Genomic DNA, 19,080 nt, shown 5'->3' with positions numbered 1-19,080 from the left:
GCAGATCCAGGATGATCCGAACACCTGCTTTACCTGTTTGCGCAAACTACTAACGAATCCATCAGGAGATACGCAATGTCGGCCAACCTCAACCAAACCAATATCGAGATCGATGATCCCAACTTCCGGGCGGTGTTTCAAAATCTGCAGGGAAATATCCTCAAAGGGCATGGCCGGGATCACTCCCGCCATATCTTTTTTGCCTTCAAGGGCGACAGTGACCAGAACCAACAGGTACTCAATAAGTTAGCAGAGAAAGTCACCTCAGCCGAAGCACAGCATCAACAGCAAAGTTCGTATAAACAAACCGGGCAGGCCCACTTATTCGTCAACCTCATGCTTAGCTGCAGCGGCTATCAGCAACTGGGCATCGCGCCCAAGGACTGGCCGGATGATCCCGCCTTCCGGGCCGGGATGAAAGATCTGCAAACGCCATTTGACACCCTGCCCCGCGGCGGCCACACCCCAACCGCCAATCCGCTCAATGATGACATCAGTCAGTGGGAATCCGGCTTTCAGGGGCGCATCGACGGGATGCTCCTGCTGGCACTCGGCGGCATGGCTCCCGACCATGCAGAACGCACCCTGACCGCGGAAGTTCAGGCGCTGCAGCAAACTTACGACGACAACCTCGAGCTGCTGTTTGTTCAACGCGGCCATGTCATGCGCAATGACAAAGGCCAGGTGATCGAGCATTTCGGCTTTGTCGATGGTGTCAGCAACCCGAAATTCCTGTTCAGCGATCTCAATGAAGAATTTCGCAACGGCGGCTACAGCCGCAATGATCCCAGCGCGCCGCTGAATCTGGTGCTGGTCAAGGATCCGGGCGGCAACCCCGACAGCTACGGCAGTTACGTGGTCTACCGCAAGCTGCAACAGAACATCAAAGGATTCTGGGACCGGTTGGCCCTACTGGCCAACCACCTGTCGGAAAACAGCTCGAGCCCCATCGATGCCGAATATGCCGGGGCGCTGTGTGTCGGGCGTTTCAAGGATGGCACCCCGGTTTCAGAGCAGGGTAATGACGGCTGGAGCAATTTGTTTAACAACTTCAGCTACGACGATGATGCCGACGGCTTGCGCTGCCCGTTCCATGCCCACACCCGAAAAACCAACCCGCGGGGCGATACGGTGCGCCAGTTTAATTCGCCCCCGACCATCGAACGCAGCCGCCGGATTGTGCGCCGTGGGATCAGTTACGGTGAGACCGAGCTGAGCCCGGAGCAGGAATGGACCGACGCCGGGCTGCTCTTCATGTGCATGCAGGCCAGCATCGTCGATCAATTTATCTTTATGCAGCACACCTGGTGTAACAATGCCGGGTTCGTTCGCCCGGGCACCGGCATTGACCCGCTGGTCGGCCAGGCGCCAGCTGATGCCGCACCGCCGCCCCAACAGTGGCGCTCGGGCTGGAGCAACCCGAACGCCAGCACGACCGACTTTTCTTTCGCCGGTTTTGTCAAAACCCAAGGCGGTGAATATTTCTTTATGCCGAGCCTGGATTTCCTGCAAAGCCTCGGCTGCCGGCAAGGAGCGTAAGATGACGACTTCAGCGCATCAATCAAACCCGAGCACCACCCGTTACATTCTCGATACTCTGCTCAGGCATAATGTCCGGCACCTGTTTATGGTGCCCGGCGGGGTGGTCGATCCCTTTCTCGATGAATTCGGGGAAGGCGAACATGAGATGAAAGCCATTGTCGCAGCCAATGAAGCCGGAGCCGCCTATATGGCAGACGGCTATGCCCGGGCCAGCGGCAAGTTCGGGGTATGCATGGGCATTGGCGGACCCGGCATTGCGAATATGGTCGGCCCGCTGGCCGCGGCCTATAGCGATGAATCCCCGCTCCTGGTTCTGGCCGGTGAAATTCCCACTGAGTGGATGGGCCGCGGCGGATTCCAGGATGCCAGTGCCGCCGGGATCAACGATGCCGGATTTCTCGCCCCGGTCACTGCATCCGCGCAGACCATTCCCGAAGCCCGCATGGTTCCCCATATGCTCGATATGGCGCTACGAACCATGCTGGGGCGAATCCAGCGCCCGGTCAGCCTCAGTCTGCCGAAACAAATTCAGAGCCAGCCGGTTACTGCCGAGCCACAATATCAACACCACAATAAGCTGCACCCCGATGAACAGCGCCAACCGGTATCGCTCCAGTGCCCGAGAACGCTGGATATCAGCGCCACTGAAAAATTACTCCGTACCCTCAACCAGGCCTGTCGGCAAGGCAACCCGCATATCTCTATTCTGGCCGGCAGCGGCGCCCTACGCTCAGGAGCAACCGATGCGCTGGTCCGGTTCGCCGAACGTTACCAGATCCCGGTTGCCACCACGCTCAAAGCCAAAGGCGTTTTCCCGGAAAATCATCCGCTCTCGCTCGGCGTCTTTGGCTATGCCGGCACCCAGCACGCCACCCTGGCCCTGCTCAACGATGAGCCGGGCGCAGCAACCTTGCTCAATCAGGACGTCGCCGACAATCACCTGCTGCTGGTACTGGGCTCCAGCCTCAATCAGCGAGACACCATGCGCTGGGATGGCCATCTGACACCAGCATGCGGTATTGTGCAGGTCGATATCGAGCCGGCCGCTTTTTCGAGAAATTACCCGGTTGATACCGCGATCAACGGTGATGTCGCCACAGTGCTCGACTGGCTACTGGCTGACGAGCAACAGGTAAACCTCACCGCCTTACAGGAGACCCAGAAGACCCGGCAAGTCTGGCTCGACAGTATTACCTGCCACCCGCGCTTTTACAACGAAGCGGATCGCTTTAGCAACGCATCTCCCATGCACCCGGCCCGGGTGATCCACGAATTACAGCAAATCGCGCCACCCGAAACTGTGGTGATCGGCGACTCCGGTGCGCACCGGGCCTTTCTTGGTCATTACTGGCAAAGCCAGGGCCCACGCCAGTATTTAACCGCGACCGCCCTGGCGCCGATGGGTTGGGCGATCCCGGCCGGGGTCGGTGCCAAAGTTGCGAATCCCGACAGTCCCTGTGTCATCGTGACCGGCGACGGCTGCATGCTGATGAACGGAATTGAGATCCAGTCTGCCGCCCGCCACCAGCTACCGCTAATCGTGGTGGTGATCAACAACAGCGCTCTGGGCAATGTGTATCTCAGGGCCAAAACCCCAATCGCCAAATCCCTCACTACACTCAGCACCCACAACTGGGCCGATTTTGCCCGCGCGATGGGCGGGGATGGCGTGGTGGTGGAAGAGCCGGCCGATCTCGCGCCGGCACTGGATCGCGCTTTTACCGCCAAGGGGCCGTTCGTGATTGACGCCCGGTGCGACCCGAGCTGCCCGACCCCGATTAACCCCTGGCGTCGGGAAATCGAGCATCCGAATTGGGCTGAAGATTAATCGTAACACGCGCGTCACCACACAAAACAAAAGGAATCCATCATGGCAAGTCTTCCGCTAATCGAACGCAGCGATCTGGATACCGAGGGCAAGCAGATCTACGACACTCTGATTGGCCCGCGCGACGGGCTGTCCGGCATGTATCGCACCCTGATGAATCACCCGGTCCTTGCACAACATGTCGGCCAGCTGGGTACCTATGTCCGCTATGAAAGCCGCCTCGCCAGCGATCTACGCGAACTGGGGATTCTGGCCACCGCCCGCGAGCTGGGGGCGCCGTTTATCTGGGAGAAACACCTGCGCCCGGCCGAACAGGCTGGCTTACCCCAGAGTGTGGTTGAGCAGGTGCGCACCGGTGATGTTGCCAGCGCCACCATGAAGCCACGCTACCTCTATACCTGGCAGGTGGCACAGGATGTGGTGCACCAGCGCAGTATCGCCCGCAAAACCCAGGATGCCCTGATCCATGAAATCGGCGTGGAAGGGTTGCTGGATCTGGTCGTCGCCTGCGGCATGTACCGGATGATCAGCACTGTGGTGTTCTCGTTCGATGTTCCCCGCCCGGATCCGGACACACCGGCTGAGTTTTAATGAGTGTCTAGCCGATACAAAAACGCCCGGGACGGATTCCGCCCTGGGCGTTTAATACCAATCGCAGTAAATAAGGGGTCATCCTAGCTTGTTAAAATGCTCGATAACTGCGTTAGAATTTTTGATTGTAGCATCACTACTAATCAAAAAATTCTGCCTTGTTCTCAAACATTTTTTCTACGCTATTTCTGAACACTGACTTACTTTGATTGGTATAAGAAAAAATATAAAACCAGCCAACGCTTTCTGACGATTCAGCTTTCCGGCAAGTCCAGACCAAAGTGGAGATAGGCCCGCTGGGTGGCAATCCGGCCGCGCGGCGTGCGCTGCAGAAAACCCTGCTGGATCAGGTACGGCTCCAGCACATCTTCAATGGTGTCTTTCTCTTCACCAATCGCCGCCGCCAGGTTGTCGAGACCAACCGGTCCGCCCATGAACTTATCGATAATCGCCATCAGCAGTTTACGGTCCATGTAATCAAAGCCGCTGCTGTCAACATCCAGCATATCCAGCGCTTTCGCCGCAATCTCCGGCGAGATATGGCCGTCACTTTTCACTTCGGCATAATCCCTCACCCGGCGTAACAGGCGGTTGGCAATCCGCGGGGTACCCCGGGCACGCATCGCGACTTCCATCGCCCCGTCCTCTTCCATCGACAGGCCCAGGCAGTTCGCACTACGATTGACGATATCTTTCAGATCGTCCACCTTGTAGTACTCTAGGCGCTGGGTGATCCCGAAGCGATCCCGCAACGGCGAGGTCAGCGAGCCTGCGCGAGTGGTAGCACCAATCAGGGTAAACGGCGGCAAATCGATTTTAATCGAGCGGGCCGCCGGGCCTTCCCCGATCATGATATCAAGCTGGTAATCTTCCATCGCCGGATACAGCACCTCTTCGACCTGCGGACTCAGGCGGTGGATCTCGTCAATGAACAGGACGTCGTTTTCTTCCAGGTTGGTCAGCAGCGCCGCCAGATCGCCGGCTTTTTCCAGCACCGGCCCGGACGTGGTGCGAATACTGACGCCCATTTCATTGGCGACGATATTGGCTAGGGTGGTTTTCCCCAACCCCGGCGGACCGAAAATCAGCAGGTGATCCAGCGCTTCATCGCGCAGCTTGGCCGCCTGGATGAAGATCTCCATCTGATCCCGGACATGATCCTGACCCTGATAATCCTGGAGCAGCTTGGGGCGGATCGCGCGGTCAATAATATCTTCCTCGCGGGTGGTCGGATACTCACTGGCAACCAGTCGATCGGCTTCAATCATGGACATTCACACCTTCAATCCATTACACCATCGAACGCAGTGCTTCGCGGATCACCGCTTCACTGCTCATGTCCGGCTGAGCAACCTGCGACACCACTTTCGAGGCTTGCTGCGGTTTATAGCCCAGCGCAATCAGCGCGCTGACCGCTTCATCTTCAGCGCGTGCGGCCGACTCATCAGCCACCGGTGCATTCGATGCGGCCGTATCCAGAGCCGGGGTGAACAGATCGCCTTCGCCCCAGCCTTTGAGCCGGTCTTTCATCTCAACCACCAAGCGTTCAGCTGTTTTCTTCCCCACGCCCGGGATCTTGACCAGGGTGGTAATATCTTCATTTTCAACGCTCAGCACAAACTGACTGGCCGTCATCGCTGAAAGGATCGCCAATCCCAGTTTCGGGCCGACACCATTGGCTTTAATCACTTCCCGGAACAGCTCGCGCTCACTTCGCTTATTAAAGCCGTACAGCAGTTGCGCATCTTCCCGTACCACAAAATGGGTCGAAATCACCGCTTCCTGACCAACTTCCGGCAACTCATAAAAACAGCTCATCGGCATCTGGATTTCATAGCCAATGCCCCCCACCTCAAGCAGAACTTCAGGCGGTTGTTTTTCGATAATGATTCCACGTAGTCGGCCTATCACAGCAACATCTCTTTATTGATTCACAAAATAGGCTTTAGGATAGTAAAGAGCTGGATGTATATCCAGCTCTTTTTTGGCGAAGTCCGATTGAAAGTCAGCTGAGCCTGGCCCGGAGGGAGACCACTGCATTGAGGCTGTCGGCCAGCGCTTTAAGCGTTTCCACCTGCTCGCCGAGCTGGGCACCCTGCACCGCAACCGAATCAGAAACCTGGTTGGTCTCAACCACACTGCTGGCCACCGCGCCACTGGCACTGTTGAGCTCCTGCAGGGCATTGACCTGCTGGTTCATAATTTCCGCCAGGCGCCGGACATCGGCTGAAATCGTGCCGACCTCATCGATGATGCGGGTCAGCTCCGAGGCGCTGGCTTCGATCACCGCCTGGCCCTGCTGTACTTCCAGCCGGCTTTTATCCAGCAAGGCGCGAATTTCAACTGCTGAGCTGTTACTTTTCGCCGACAACTCGCGGACCTGTTCGGCGACGACCGCAAAACCGCGGCCCTGCTCGCCGGCCCGGGCGGCTTCAATCGCCGCGTTCAGGGCCAGCAGGTTGGTCTGCTCCGCGACCGAGGTGATGAGATCAGCCACCGACATGATTTCATCATTACTGCTCTGGATTTTGGCAATGGCCTCGGTTGAAGCCCCCAGCGAAGCTGAGCTTTTCTCAGCTTGCTCGCGAATGGCATCGCTGCGGCTGGTCAGCTCGGTGACAAAACGATCGGACTCCTCAACGCCGGCCGTCATCTGGGCCAGCTGCTGGCTCATTTGCTCCGCAGCACTGGCCTGAGACTCGCAGTTGAGGTTCAAATCCGTGACCTGCTGATGCAGTTCTCCTGACTGCTGTTCGAGCTGCTCTGCGACCTGGCCAAGCTGAACGGCATTGTCACTGGCTTGCTCCAGCACCGTGGAGAGCTGGCGCTCTCCATCTTTGGCCCGGGCGGCAATGTGCTCGCTTGATTGCTGGGCCTGCTCAGACGCCTGAATCGCATCCTGGCGCTGCTTGACAGTATACGCCTGCGCAATGCCAATCACCACCAGCGGCAACAGCACCCCGGACCAGATCTCCATTGACGCGGCTGACTCTGTCAGCACCAACGTCGGAAATGGCTGCCCGGACAGATGGTGAGTGATCATCCAGGCGGCCGTACACACCACCACCAGGCTCCAGAGCCCAGCCATCAGGGGCCGCGCTGCCAGGAAGAAGGCCACAATGAGCAACGGCATCCAGAACGACTGCGTCGACACTACAATCCCGCCACTCTGATAGACAATATTCACCGCATGGATCACCATGCCGAAAAAGCCGATATTAAGCGCCAAAGCCGGTGCCCGGAACAGACGAAGGATGGCCCCGGCAAGCAACTCACAGCCGATCAGGACCAGCGAGGTCACAATTAACAAGGGATGATCATGACTGAACCACTTGATCAGGCTGTAGGCTCCCACGAAGAAAGACAGGAGGGTGAAGAAAAGCAAGGTATCCACATAGCGGGCCTGCTCACCCTGCCAACAGGAGGAAGCTGGCAGAAACAGGCCCCGCCATATTGCTAATGGGGTCATTTTATTATCCTTCCCAAAGCGTTATTATCTTGTCTGACCTCTGACCAATATAGTTGTGAAACATTATATTAACAAAATAAAAAAGCAGCCCGGCGCTGCTTTTATGATCGAAGTATCATTCTGTTGCCGTGTTTCTATCCCGCCTGGGGATATACCACGGCCGCGCTTAACGATAGCGACCGCGACGGGTACCACTGGCCTGGCCTGCCATAGCAATCAGGGTTTTATGGGTATGGGCATGACAAATCGCCACCGCCAGCGCATCGGCGGCATCCGCCTGCGGCTTGCCCGGCAAATTGAGGACCGAGCAGACCATGTGCTGGACCTGGGCTTTATCCGCCCCACCTTGACCAACCACGGCTTGCTTGATCAACCGGGCCGCATATTCGCTGACCGGCAAGTCAGCATTCACCGCAGCGACAATCGCACTGCCGCGTGCCTGGCCCAGCTTCAGCGCCGAGTTAGCATTTTTGCCCATGAAAACTTCTTCAATGGCAAAGTAGTCCGGCTGGAACTGGGTGATCACTTCCGAAACCCCGGCATATATCTGTTTCAAGCGGCCCGGAATCGCCTCCTCCGAGGTGCGAATACATCCGCTCCCCAGGTATTCCAGGTGTCGCCCGGATTGGCGGATCACACCGTAACCGGTGATCCGGGAGCCCGGGTCAATCCCTAAGATGACTGACATTCAGTCATACTCCTGTGTTGCATCGCTACCATTTGTGTTCGCCATCACTGTCATCGTCGCGCCAGTTTCAACCAGGCACGACACGCCGCGGACAAGATTGACATCCAGCCTCTTTGCCGTTTTGTGACTCACAAAGGCACGAAATATCTCGAGAATGAACGGTATTTTCACACTTTTCCGAAACCGGATCTATCAAACCCAATTCGATCGCCTGAATAGCAGGCAATGGCGTCGCTATCAGCAATAGCAAACAATCACCACTGCACCCATTGCATATCGATGCAAGACACTTACCGAACCCACACAGTGAGATGCTCTACAGATGAAAAAGCGGCTCTCACCGCAAACCTGCGGTGAGAGCCGCTTTTTCGACCAACCAGATACGCAGTGCTAATTACAGCTGCGCCGCAACCTCATCTGAGATATCACCGTTGTGGTAGACTTCCTGGACATCATCGAGATCTTCCAGCACATCAATCAGGCGCAGCAGTTTCGGTGCGGTGTCGGCATCCAGATCCGCCTTAGTCGACGGCACCAGAGTCACTTCCGCATTCTGCGCGTCAAAACCCGCGGCATCCAGCGCATCTTTCACCGGACCGAAGTCAGCCGGCGTGGTGTAGACATCAATCGAACCGTCATCATTGGTTTCAACGTCATCTGCACCGCCTTCCAGCGCCGCTTCCATTACGCTGTCTTCATCCAGGCCCGGCGCGTAAGAGATCACCCCTTTCTTGTCGAACAGGTAATTCACGCTGCCGTCGGTACCCAGATTACCGCCCGCCTTGGAAAAGGCATGACGCACACCGGAAACGGTGCGGTTACGGTTATCGGTCATACACTCGACCATCACCGCCGTCCCGCCCGGACCGTAACCTTCGTAGATCACGGTTTCCATGTTGTCGTCGCCCTCACCACCAGCCCCGCGGCTGATCGCACGATTGATGGTGTCGCGGGTCATATTGTTGGACAACGCTTTATCGACGGCAGCACGCAGGCGCGGGTTATTCTCCGCTTCTGCCCCACCTTCTTTGGCTGCAACCACAATTTCACGGATCAGTTTGGTAAAAATCTTACCGCGTTTGGCATCCTGTGCCGCTTTACGGTGTTTGATGTTGGCCCATTTACTATGACCTGCCATATCTCACTCCGAATGTTAGGAATCGCCGGATACCAACCGGGATCAGAGACTGAATCGGTTGGTATGACGACTTAAGGTTTTACAACAATCTAAAAAACTGGCCGGGGTCAGCCGGCCAGTTTGTGTTTCCAGTGGCTTATTCCTGAGCCGCTTCTTCTTTCTTCGCCGCTGTCACCGTCACGGCCAGCTCTTCCAGAGCCGCCGGGTTCGCCACACTTGGCGCATCGGTCAGCAGACAGGCCGCTGCAGTTGTTTTCGGGAACGCGATCACATCACGGATATTCTCTGTGCCGCACAGCAGCATCACCAGGCGATCCAGACCGAAAGCCAGGCCGGCATGCGGTGGGGTCCCGAACTTCAGCGCATCCAGCAGGAAGCCAAACTTCAGGCGTTGCTCGTCGGCGTCAATCCCCAGGATATCGAATACCGCCGACTGCATTTCGGCATTGTGGATACGCACTGAACCGCCACCCACTTCGTAACCGTTGATCACCATGTCGTAGGCGTTTGAGTTTGTCCCGGCCGGGTTGGCTTTGAGCGCTTCCGGCGTGGCGCCCAGCGGCGAGGTAAACGGGTGGTGCATCGCGTGCAGGTTCCCTTCGTCGTCTTCTTCGAACATCGGGAAGTCAACCACCCACAGCGGTGCCCAGGCACTGGTGTCGGTCAGTTCCATATCAGTGCCCAGCTTCAGACGCAGTGCGCCCATCGCTTCTTCAACGATACGTTTCTTGTCCGCACCGAACAGCAGGATATCCCCTGATTCAGCTTGGGTACGATCCAGCAGCTGCGCCACCACCTCTTCATTGAGGAATTTCGCAACCGGCGACTGAACACCTTCTAAACCGGCGTCACGGTCATTGACCTTCATCCACGCCAGACCTTTGGCGCCGTAGATACCGACAAACTTGGTGTACTCATCAATTTGCTTACGGGTCAGCGCGGCGCCGCCCGGTACACGGATCACGGCGACACGCCCTTTTTCATCGTTGGCCGGGCCGGAGAAGACTTTAAAGTCCACATCTTTCAGGATATCGGCAACGTCCACCAGCTCCAGCGGGTTACGCAGGTCCGGCTTGTCCGAACCAAAACGGCGCATCGCTTCAGCATATGGCATCACCGGGAACGTGCCCAGATCCACATCCAGCAGCTCTTTCCACATGTCCGCGATCATGCGCTCTGTCACGTCACGCACCTGCTCAGCATTCATGAACGAGGTTTCGATATCGATCTGGGTAAATTCCGGCTGGCGATCAGCACGCAGATCTTCATCACGGAAACATTTGACGATCTGGTAGTAACGGTCAAAACCAGACATCATCAGCAGCTGTTTGAACAGCTGAGGAGACTGAGGCAGCGCGTAAAAGCTGCCTTTGTGAACACGGCTCGGGACCAGGTAGTCACGCGCGCCTTCCGGGGTCGCTTTCGTCAGGACCGGTGTTTCAATATCCAGGAAGTCGTTGTTGTCCAGGAAACGGCGAACAAAGCTTGACGCTTTGGCACGCAGCTTGATGCGATCGCTCATTTCCGGGCGGCGCAGATCCAGGTAGCGGTATTTCAGGCGCTGCTCTTCGGTGTTCTTCTGGTTGAAATCCAGCGGCAATATGTCAGCGCTGTTAATAATTTCCAGGCCTTTGGCCAGCACTTCAACTTCGCCGGTGGCCATGTCTTTGTTGACCTGGCTTTCCGGGCGGACGCGCACTTCACCGGTCAGGCGGATACAGAACTCGTTGCGCAGGTGGTTTGCCACGTCGAAGACATCTTTCATATCCGGGTCGACGACTACCTGAACAATACCTTCACGATCTCGCATATCGATGAAGATAAGACCGCCTAAATCACGGCGACGGTTAACCCAGCCGCATAACTCTACTGTTTGTCCTGCTAGGGACTTGTTCAGGTGACCACAATATTGGGTGCGCATATGAATTTCCCGATCTGTTTACTTAACTCTCCTGTGCGCAGATTCGCTCAGCGAATCACATCGTTGGCACAGGCTGGTTCAATCCCCGGCCGCTCTGGTTAATCTTTACTCGAAATAAAGCCTTCTGGCCGCCGGGAGGCGAAAATAACGAGGTATTATAAAGCAAAAACGTCAATGTAGGAAAAACCGCGAGCGGAAATCAAGCAAAAATGCACCACACGCTTGCGGATACACACGGAAATTTGACCAGCTCCGGCCGGACGCTTCACAATAGGTCAATCAAAGCCGGGGCACCATCTCCGCAAACCAAGGTTTACCGGAGTCTCAAACCGCCCCATGACGCCGGAACCTTTGACCTCAAACAGGAATCACCATCATGCCCGCAGCACCCGTTCGTCCCCTGCGCCTCGGTCTGGCTATGTGGTCACATAACCACTGGCAACAAAGCCTGTACGGTTCGGGCTGCAAAACAGGCGAACGCCTGGCCCGCTATGCCGAGGTATTTGATACCGTCGAAGGCAACACCACCTTTTACGCCACCCCGGCAATGACCACAGTACGTAAGTGGGATGCGGCCACGCCAGATGATTTCCGCTTTACCTTCAAGCTGCCTTCAGCCATCACCCACCAGCACCAGCTGAGCCACTGTGATCAGTTGCTGGCCGATTTCTTCTCAGTCATGGAGCCGGTGGCACACAAAGTCGGGATCTGGAAAATTCAGCTTCCGGCCAGTTTCGGCCCCACCGCCCTGCCAGCACTGGAGAAATTCCTCCGCCGCCTACCGGCCCGGCTGACCTGCGGGGTCGAAGTGCGTCATCCGGCATTTTTCGCCAAAGGAGAAGAAGAAAAAGCGCTCAACCGCCTGCTGATTGCGCATAAGGCCAACCGGATCATTATGGACAGCCGCCCGGTGTTTGCCGCCCCGCCGACCTCCGAGGCGGTGATCGATGCCCACCAGAAAAAACCGCAGGTACCGGTACACGCCATTGCTACCGCCAGCTATCCGGTGATCCGTTTTATCGGCCACCCCGACGAGCTGAGCAACGATCCGTTTTTTGCCAACTGGCTGGCCCGGCTGCCGCTGTGGCTGAGCGAGGGCAAACAGCCTTATTTGTTCATCCATACCCCGGACAACAACCAGGCACCGGAACTGGCAATCCGACTATATGACCAACTACGTCAACAGGCGGCACAGCAGGTCACACTGCCCGAAATCGGGCTGCCGCCATCCGCCGACAGCACGCAATTTCAGTTACTCTGAGCAGACGGCATGGCCGACGCAATTGGCTAAAGACAAATGGCCGCAATTTCTCTACAATACGCGGCCTTTCCGCCAGTGACGGAGCACACGGCGTGACTTCAGGGATCCCCGTATCTAGCTAAGAGGTTCGTGATAATGGCAGGCCACGATAATATTTTTGCCGCGCCCATCGACAAACTCGGCGATTTTACCTTCGACGAGCGGGTGGCCGAGGTTTTTCCAGATATGATCCAGCGATCGGTGCCGGGCTATAGCAATATCATTTCAGCGATCGGCATGCTGGCCGAGCGCTTTGCCAAGCCACACACCAACATCTACGATCTGGGCTGCTCCCTGGGCGCGGCCACCCTGTCGATGCGCCGTCACATTCAACAGGAAGGCTGCGAGATCGTTGCCGTCGACAACTCCGCCGCCATGGTCGAGCGCTGCCGCCTGCATCTCGAAGCCTACCGCTCCGATACTCCGGTCCGGGTGATTGAAGCCGATATTCGCGAGATCGAGATCAGCGATGCCTCGGTGGTAGTGCTGAACTTCACCCTGCAATTCCTGGCGCCGGAAGATCGCCGTACCCTGCTGGAAAAAATCTACGCCGGGCTACGTCCGGGCGGAATCCTGATCCTGTCGGAGAAATATATTTTCGAGAACGAGCCGGCCCACGAGCTGCTGATCGATTTGCACCACGACTTCAAGCGCGCCAACGGCTACAGCGAACTGGAAATCAGCCAGAAGCGCAGTGCGATCGAAAACGTGATGCGCCCGGACAGTATCGATACCCATAAACACCGTCTGGGGGAGATCGGCTTCAGCAGCACGGAAGTCTGGTTCCAGTGCTTCAACTTCGGTTCCATGTTCGCTATCAAATAAGGTTTTGCTTCACTATGTTCAGTTTTTCCGAGTTTTACCAACTCCTTGCGCAACATGAGACGCTGCGCCCGTGGCTCAACACCCTGCCGAAACAACTCAGTGACTGGGAATCCGCCGAGCACGGCGATATGGGCCGTTGGCTGCGGGCCCTGAAAAAGTTCCCAACCGATAAGCCGGACATCATTGATCTGAAAACCCAGGTCAGCGTCAGCTACGAAGAAGGCGTCGCCGACGGTGAGCAAAAACGCCTGGAAAGCCTGCTGCGCCTGCTGCACCCGTGGCGTAAAGGCCCGTATCATGTCCACGGTATCCATATCGACACCGAATGGCGCTCGGACTGGAAATGGGATCGCCTGCTGCCGCATATCAGTCCGCTGCACGGCCGCTCTGTGCTGGATGTCGGCTGCGGCAACGGCTACCACATGTGGCGGATGCTGGGTGAAGGCGCCAAGCTGACCGTCGGCATTGATCCGTCGAACCTGTTCCTGATCCAGTTTGAAGCCATCAAGCGTCTGATGGGCCGGCAACACCCGGCCTACCTGCTGCCGCTCGGCATCGAGCAACTGCCGGAGCTGAAAGCCTTTGATACCGTGTTCAGCATGGGCGTGCTGTATCACCGCCGCTCGCCACTGGATCATATCCTGCAGCTGAAAAACCAGCTGCGCAAAGGTGGCGAAGTGATCCTCGAAACCCTGGTGATCGACGGTGATGAAAATGCCGTGCTGGTGCCGACCGGCCGCTATGCCCAGATGCACAACGTCTACTTCTTCCCGTCCGCCAAAGCCCTGAAGGTGTGGATGGAAAAGTGCGGTTTTGTCGATGTGAAAATTGTCGATGAATGCATCACCACCACCGACGAGCAGCGCTCAACTGGCTGGATGACCAACAATTCACTGCCTGAATATCTCGACCCGCAGGATCCGACCAAAACCATCGAAGGCTACCCGGCCCCCAAACGGGCCATCCTGATTGCCACAAATCCTGACTGAGGATTGACAAGGGGTGCTATTCGCATCCCTTTTTGTAAGCTACAATAACCTGCCATGTAGTTGAAATATAAAATATCAGGCACGCTCGAAAGCAAATTGAAGCCGCCGCACCCGACGACGTCCGCAACGCGCGCTGTAACAATTTGCCTGCTTTGCGACCCTGTTGGTCCTTGCCGATGCCGGTTAATCAACCACAACACGCTCGACTATCACGAATATTTATAACAAAACGCCCAGGAGTTATCATGCTGCGCCGCTATGTGCCCTTGTTCACTGTTGCCCTGCTTTCCGGTTGTACCCTGACCCAAACCGACAATAGCCACGAAAAAACCATGCAGGCCATCAATACGATGGAAAACCGGGTGAACTTCCAGCTTGCCACCATGATCCAGCAAATTGACGAGCAAAAAGAATATATTGCCAACCTGGAAAAAGAGCTTTCTACGCTCTCTGAAGGATTGTCCCATCAACCTCGTCCGGTGCCCGTACCTCCACCGGCCAATACAGGTAAGAAGCAGGATTCAGTCAAACTGACCGATCCGGCCAAAGAGGCAAAAGTGGCTCACGGTAAAGTGATTTTGGGCGAAGAGGAATGGGTTTGGCTAGACTCAATACAGTCATTCTTTAAAGCCAGAGTCGATACCGGTGCCACCACATCATCACTCAACGCCGTCGATCTCCAGGTGTTTGAACGTGACGGAAAAGAGTGGGTTCGCTTTAATTTAAGCCATGACGCGGATAACTCTGACATCGAGCCGGAGATCATCGAAGCGCCAATCGTTCGCTGGGTGAAGATTCGCCAGTCGACTTCCGATGAGCCGGAGCGACGCCCGGTAATTGAAGCCTGGTTGAAACTAGGGCAACTTCATGAGAAAACACAGTTTACGCTTGCTGATCGCAGCCAAATGACCTATCCGGTCCTGCTCGGCCGCGAATTCTTTAAAGATATCGCTTTGGTAGATGTCGGTAAAAAATTCGTCCAGGGAATGAATGAACAGAGAAGACCAACAACAAAATAAGAGGCTGTCATGACATCTAGAATCCCGTTTTATTTCTTGATCACGTTACTCGTTATCGCCGGAGCGGCGCTGAGCCTGTACCGTCATGACGTGTACGGCGTTCCCTGGACGCCGGGCGAACAACGTGCGCTGTGGGAGCTGGAAGCCCGAATCGAGTTTGATGCCACTGGTGATCCGGTCAAAGTCTCAATGGCGGCCCCGGAAACCCAGCAGGGCTTTACCCTGATCGATGAAAGCACTTCTTCCCCGGGGTACGGGGTTGCGCTGATCGACACCGATATGGGCCGCCGGGCTGAATGGTCCATTCGTGAAGCCTCCGGCAAGCAGATCCTGTATTACAAAACCCAGATGCTGGTTGATCGCCAGGCCAGCTACAGCATTGAACCACCGAGTGATGTCCCTTTATCCGTCAGTTTGGATAACCCACAGCAAACCGCTGCCGAAGCCCTGCTGAGCCGGGCCCGCAGCCTGTCTGCTGACAATGCGACCCTGACCCGGGAGCTGATCAAGGCCCTCAACGACAAATCCAATCAGAATGCCTCGTTGCTGCTCGACAGCATGAGCCGCGAGCAGGCCATTATCAACCTGCTGTCACTGGAAGGGATCAATGCCCGGATGGTCGGCGGCCTGCAGCTGGAAGATGGCCGTCGCCGGCAAAGCATCAACCCGATGCTGGAAGTGTGGGACGGCGAGACCTGGCACCTGTTCGATCCGCAAAGCGGGCGTGAAGGCAAGCCGGATAATATTCTGGTCTGGAACCAGCACGGTCACTCGCTGCTCGATGTGATCGGTGGGCGCAACTCCAACATCAGTTTTTCGATCATCGCCCAGGACATCACCCCGCAGCAGGCAACCCGGGATAAAGTCCAGGCCGAAGATCTGCTGAACTTCTCAATCCACAGCCTGCCCATTGAAGAGCAGGCAATGTTTAAGACCATCATGCTCGTGCCAATCGGCGCCTTGGTGGTGGTCTTTTTACGCATTATTGTCGGCTTGAAGACCTCCGGGACCTTTATGCCGGTGCTCATCGCGGTAGCGTTCGTCCAGACCCAACTGCTCCCCGGCATCATCGGCTTCCTGCTGATTGTCGGAACCGGCCTTATTATCCGCAGCTATCTCTCCCGGTTGAACTTGTTGCTGGTGGCCCGAATCTCAGCGGTGATCATCACGGTGATCCTGATCATCTCCGTCTTTGCCGTCGTTGCCTTTAAGATCGGCCTGGTGGAAGGCCTGTCGATCACCTTCTTCCCGATGATCATCCTGTCCTGGACCATAGAGCGGATGTCGATCCTGTGGGAAGAAGAAGGGGCCAAGGAAGTGCTGATCCAGGGCGGCGGCTCGCTGCTAACGGCAATCCTGGTCTACCTGGCAATGACCAATGGCCTGGTACGTCACCTGACATTCAACTTTATCGGCATTCAGCTGATCGTGCTGGCGTTGATCCTGATGTTGGGGAACTATACTGGCTACCGTCTGAGCGAATTGCGTCGCTTCAAACCGCTGGCGGAGAGTTAAATGATGATGTCGCTATTATCCCAGTTTACCTCACCGTTCAAACTGCGCCAGCGCGGCATCATGGGCATGAACCAGCGCAATCACAGCTACATTGGCCGCTACAATGACCGCAGCCTGTATCCGCTGGTCGATGACAAGCTCAAAACAAAGCGGATAGCCCAGCGTGCCGGGGCCACGGTACCGGAGCTGATCGGGGTGATTAACAGCCAGGTCTATGTCAAACGGATCCATGACATGGTCAAAGACTGGCCCGGCTTTGTCATCAAACCGGCTCAGGGTTCCGGCGGCAAAGGGATCCTGGTGGTCGTGAGGCACAAAGACGGGGTCTATGTGAAACCGTCCGGCGCCGAAATAAACAAGCAGGATGTGGAGCGCCACATCACCAACACCCTGGCAGGCCTGTTTTCCCTCGGCGGGAAGAACGACGTCGCCATGGTCGAAAATCTGATCCAGTTCGATAATGTATTTGACGGCTTCAGCTTTGAAGGCGTGCCGGATATCCGGGTCATCGTGTTTAAGGGCTACCCGGTAATGGCGATGATGCGCTGCTCCACCGCGGCGTCGGACGGCAAAGCCAACCTTCACCAGGGAGCAGTCGGGGTCGGACTCGATATTGCCACCGGCAAGGCTGTTCGAGCGGTTCAGTTTGACCACCCGGTCGAGCGGCATCCGGACACCGGCCGGCTGCTGAGCGAGCTGGTGGTCCCGAACTGGCACCGGCTGCTGACACTGGCCGCCAGTGCCTGGGAAATGGCAGGACTGGGCTATATGGGCACCGATATGGTGCTGGATAAAGTCAAGGGGCCGATGGTGCTTGAGCTCAACGCCCGCCCGGGGCTGGCCATTCAAACGGCCAACGGCTGCGGCCTGCTGCCCCGCCTGCACCATATCGAAAACCTCGGTACGCCGAATACGCCGCCGACCCCGGAGGAGCGGGTCGACTATGCCGCCGAACAATTCGGTGTCCGGCCGAAGTTTTAGCCAAGGAAGATGCTATCCATCTCTGCCCCGGTTCATCCGGGGCTTTTTTCATCCGCAATTTCCGCTAACATGATGAACGACAACCAATCTATCAACGGAATGACAGCATGACCCAGACGCCGCAATCGCTTTTTGATCAGCCGGTTGATCGCCGCAACAGCAACAGTGTGAAATGGCACAAATACAAAGATCAGGATGTGCTGCCAATGTGGGTTGCCGACAGCGACTTCAGAGTCCCGCAGGCCATTACCGACGCCCTGCACCGCCATGTCGACCATGGTGTTTTTGGCTATGGCCGGGCCCCGGAGCGACTGACCGAGTTGCTGGTCAAGCGGATGTGGCAGCGCTACCAGTGGCACATTGAGCCGGACTGGATTGTATATCTACCGGGCCTTGTGTGCGGCATCAACCTGACTGTCCGGGCGCTAACGGCACCGGAACAAGGGGTGATCAGCCCCAAGCCGATTTATCCGCCCTTTACCTCGGCGGCTAAACTCGCCCAGCGCCCGCTCAGTATCGCCCCGATCACCTTGCAGGACCAGCGCTGGCTGCTTGACCTGAGCCAGACAGAGGTAACGCCGGCATCAAAACTCATGTTGCTGTGTAACCCGCTCAACCCGGGTGGAACCGTGTTCCACCGTGAGGAGCTCCAGGACATCCTGGCCTTTGCCGAGCAGCACGATCTCTATGTCTGCTCCGATGAAATTCACAGCGACTTGCTTCTCGACCCCAACGCCCGGCATATCCCGTTTGCCAGCCTCAGCGACAGTGCCGCACAACGCTCGGTTACCCTCATCGCTCCAAGCAAAACCTTCAATATTGCCGGCTTGGGCGCTTCGATGGCAATCATACCGGATCCGGCGCTACGCCGACGCTTTCTCAAGACCAAGGCAGGCATCGTGCCAGAAGTCAATGTGCTGGCCTACACCGCAGCCCAGGCGGCTTATGAAAGCTGCCAGCCCTGGCTCGAGCAGCAACTGGCCTTTTTGCGCCAGCACCGCGACCGACTGACCACACGCATTAACGCCATGCCTTACCTCAAACTTCACCCGATTGAGGCCACTTACCTGGCCTGGATTGACGCTTCGGCCCTGCCGGTCCCCAGCCCGTTTAAATTTTTCGAACAAGCCGGGGTCGGCCTGTCACCGGGGGCTGATTTTGGCGATCCCGGCTTTGTCCGGCTCAATTTCGCCTGCACCAGCCAGACCCTGAATCAGGCACTCGACCGAATGCAGCAGGCCATTGAAGCGCTGAGCTAAACACGATTAACCAGT

16 protein-coding genes are annotated in these 19,080 nt (G+C 56.7%); 10 read left to right on the top strand and 6 right to left on the bottom strand.

The window, feature by feature from the left end; translation table 11 throughout:
• Positions 1 to 75: 75 nt before the first annotated feature.
• The 3 genes from NNL38_RS04835 to NNL38_RS04825 are packed head-to-tail and all read left to right on the top strand — an operon-like array spanning position 76 to position 3,961.
• Entirely contained in the window at positions 76 to 1,539 is a 1,464-nt protein-coding gene (locus NNL38_RS04835; RefSeq protein WP_255389895.1) for a Dyp-type peroxidase, read from the top strand.
• Position 1,540: 1 nt separating this feature from the next.
• Entirely contained in the window at positions 1,541 to 3,370 is a 1,830-nt protein-coding gene (locus NNL38_RS04830) for a thiamine pyrophosphate-binding protein (RefSeq protein ID WP_255389894.1), read from the top strand.
• 42 nt (positions 3,371 to 3,412) lie between these two features.
• Positions 3,413 to 3,961 (top strand): carboxymuconolactone decarboxylase family protein, encoded by a 549-nt coding sequence (locus NNL38_RS04825; RefSeq protein WP_255389893.1) that lies wholly within the window; start codon positions 3,413 to 3,415, stop codon positions 3,959 to 3,961.
• Between the two features lie 254 nt (positions 3,962 to 4,215).
• On the opposite strand, the gene ruvB is transcribed toward NNL38_RS04825, so the two are convergent.
• From ruvB to aspS, 6 genes are all read right to left on the bottom strand, one after another.
• Complete coding sequence (gene ruvB / locus NNL38_RS04820) at positions 4,216 to 5,229, bottom strand: Holliday junction branch migration DNA helicase RuvB (protein ID WP_255389892.1); 1,014 nt, start codon at positions 5,227 to 5,229, stop codon at positions 4,216 to 4,218.
• Between the two features lie 22 nt (positions 5,230 to 5,251).
• Entirely contained in the window at positions 5,252 to 5,872 is a 621-nt protein-coding gene (ruvA, locus tag NNL38_RS04815; protein ID WP_255389891.1) for a Holliday junction branch migration protein RuvA, read from the bottom strand.
• Positions 5,873 to 5,966: 94 nt separating this feature from the next.
• Entirely contained in the window at positions 5,967 to 7,430 is a 1,464-nt protein-coding gene (locus NNL38_RS04810) for a methyl-accepting chemotaxis protein (RefSeq protein ID WP_255389890.1), read from the bottom strand.
• Positions 7,431 to 7,596: 166 nt separating this feature from the next.
• Complete coding sequence (gene ruvC, locus NNL38_RS04805; protein ID WP_255389888.1) at positions 7,597 to 8,118, bottom strand: crossover junction endodeoxyribonuclease RuvC; 522 nt, start codon at positions 8,116 to 8,118, stop codon at positions 7,597 to 7,599.
• A gap of 394 nt (positions 8,119 to 8,512) precedes the next feature.
• A complete protein-coding gene (locus NNL38_RS04800) occupies positions 8,513 to 9,256 on the bottom strand; it encodes a YebC/PmpR family DNA-binding transcriptional regulator (protein ID WP_255389887.1) in 744 nt (247 codons plus the stop codon).
• A gap of 136 nt (positions 9,257 to 9,392) precedes the next feature.
• Positions 9,393 to 11,177, bottom strand: coding sequence for an aspartate--tRNA ligase (gene aspS / locus NNL38_RS04795; protein ID WP_255389886.1), 1,785 nt, complete (start codon positions 11,175 to 11,177; stop codon positions 9,393 to 9,395).
• A 376-nt stretch (positions 11,178 to 11,553) separates the two neighbouring features.
• On the opposite strand from aspS, the gene NNL38_RS04790 reads away from it, so the two are divergent.
• The 7 genes from NNL38_RS04790 to NNL38_RS04760 all read left to right on the top strand — a co-directional run bounded on the left by NNL38_RS04790 (position 11,554) and on the right by NNL38_RS04760 (position 19,065).
• Positions 11,554 to 12,438 (top strand): DUF72 domain-containing protein, encoded by an 885-nt coding sequence (locus tag NNL38_RS04790; protein ID WP_255389885.1) that lies wholly within the window; start codon positions 11,554 to 11,556, stop codon positions 12,436 to 12,438.
• A gap of 135 nt (positions 12,439 to 12,573) precedes the next feature.
• Positions 12,574 to 13,302 carry a carboxy-S-adenosyl-L-methionine synthase CmoA gene (gene cmoA, locus NNL38_RS04785; RefSeq protein WP_255389884.1) on the top strand — a complete coding sequence of 243 codons (729 nt, stop codon included), beginning with the start codon at positions 12,574 to 12,576 and terminating at the stop codon, positions 13,300 to 13,302.
• Positions 13,303 to 13,316: 14 nt separating this feature from the next.
• Complete coding sequence (gene cmoB / locus NNL38_RS04780; protein WP_255389883.1) at positions 13,317 to 14,291, top strand: tRNA 5-methoxyuridine(34)/uridine 5-oxyacetic acid(34) synthase CmoB; 975 nt, start codon at positions 13,317 to 13,319, stop codon at positions 14,289 to 14,291.
• A gap of 245 nt (positions 14,292 to 14,536) precedes the next feature.
• Positions 14,537 to 15,310, top strand: coding sequence for an ATP-dependent zinc protease family protein (locus NNL38_RS04775; protein WP_255389882.1), 774 nt, complete (start codon positions 14,537 to 14,539; stop codon positions 15,308 to 15,310).
• A gap of 9 nt (positions 15,311 to 15,319) precedes the next feature.
• Complete coding sequence (locus NNL38_RS04770) at positions 15,320 to 16,825, top strand: inactive transglutaminase family protein (RefSeq protein WP_255389881.1); 1,506 nt, start codon at positions 15,320 to 15,322, stop codon at positions 16,823 to 16,825.
• Positions 16,826 to 16,831: 6 nt separating this feature from the next.
• Complete coding sequence (locus NNL38_RS04765; protein ID WP_255390562.1) at positions 16,832 to 17,806, top strand: alpha-L-glutamate ligase-like protein; 975 nt, start codon at positions 16,832 to 16,834, stop codon at positions 17,804 to 17,806.
• A gap of 107 nt (positions 17,807 to 17,913) precedes the next feature.
• Positions 17,914 to 19,065 (top strand): MalY/PatB family protein, encoded by a 1,152-nt coding sequence (locus tag NNL38_RS04760; RefSeq protein WP_255389880.1) that lies wholly within the window; start codon positions 17,914 to 17,916, stop codon positions 19,063 to 19,065.
• The last annotated feature ends 15 nt before the right edge of the window (positions 19,066 to 19,080 follow it).

The organism is Photobacterium atrarenae, from assembly GCF_024380015.1.
Lineage (GTDB): Bacteria > Pseudomonadota > Gammaproteobacteria > Enterobacterales > Vibrionaceae > Photobacterium > Photobacterium atrarenae.
The sequence above is the reverse complement of the archived record's forward strand: the minus strand, read 5'-3'. Positions and strand labels throughout refer to the sequence as shown.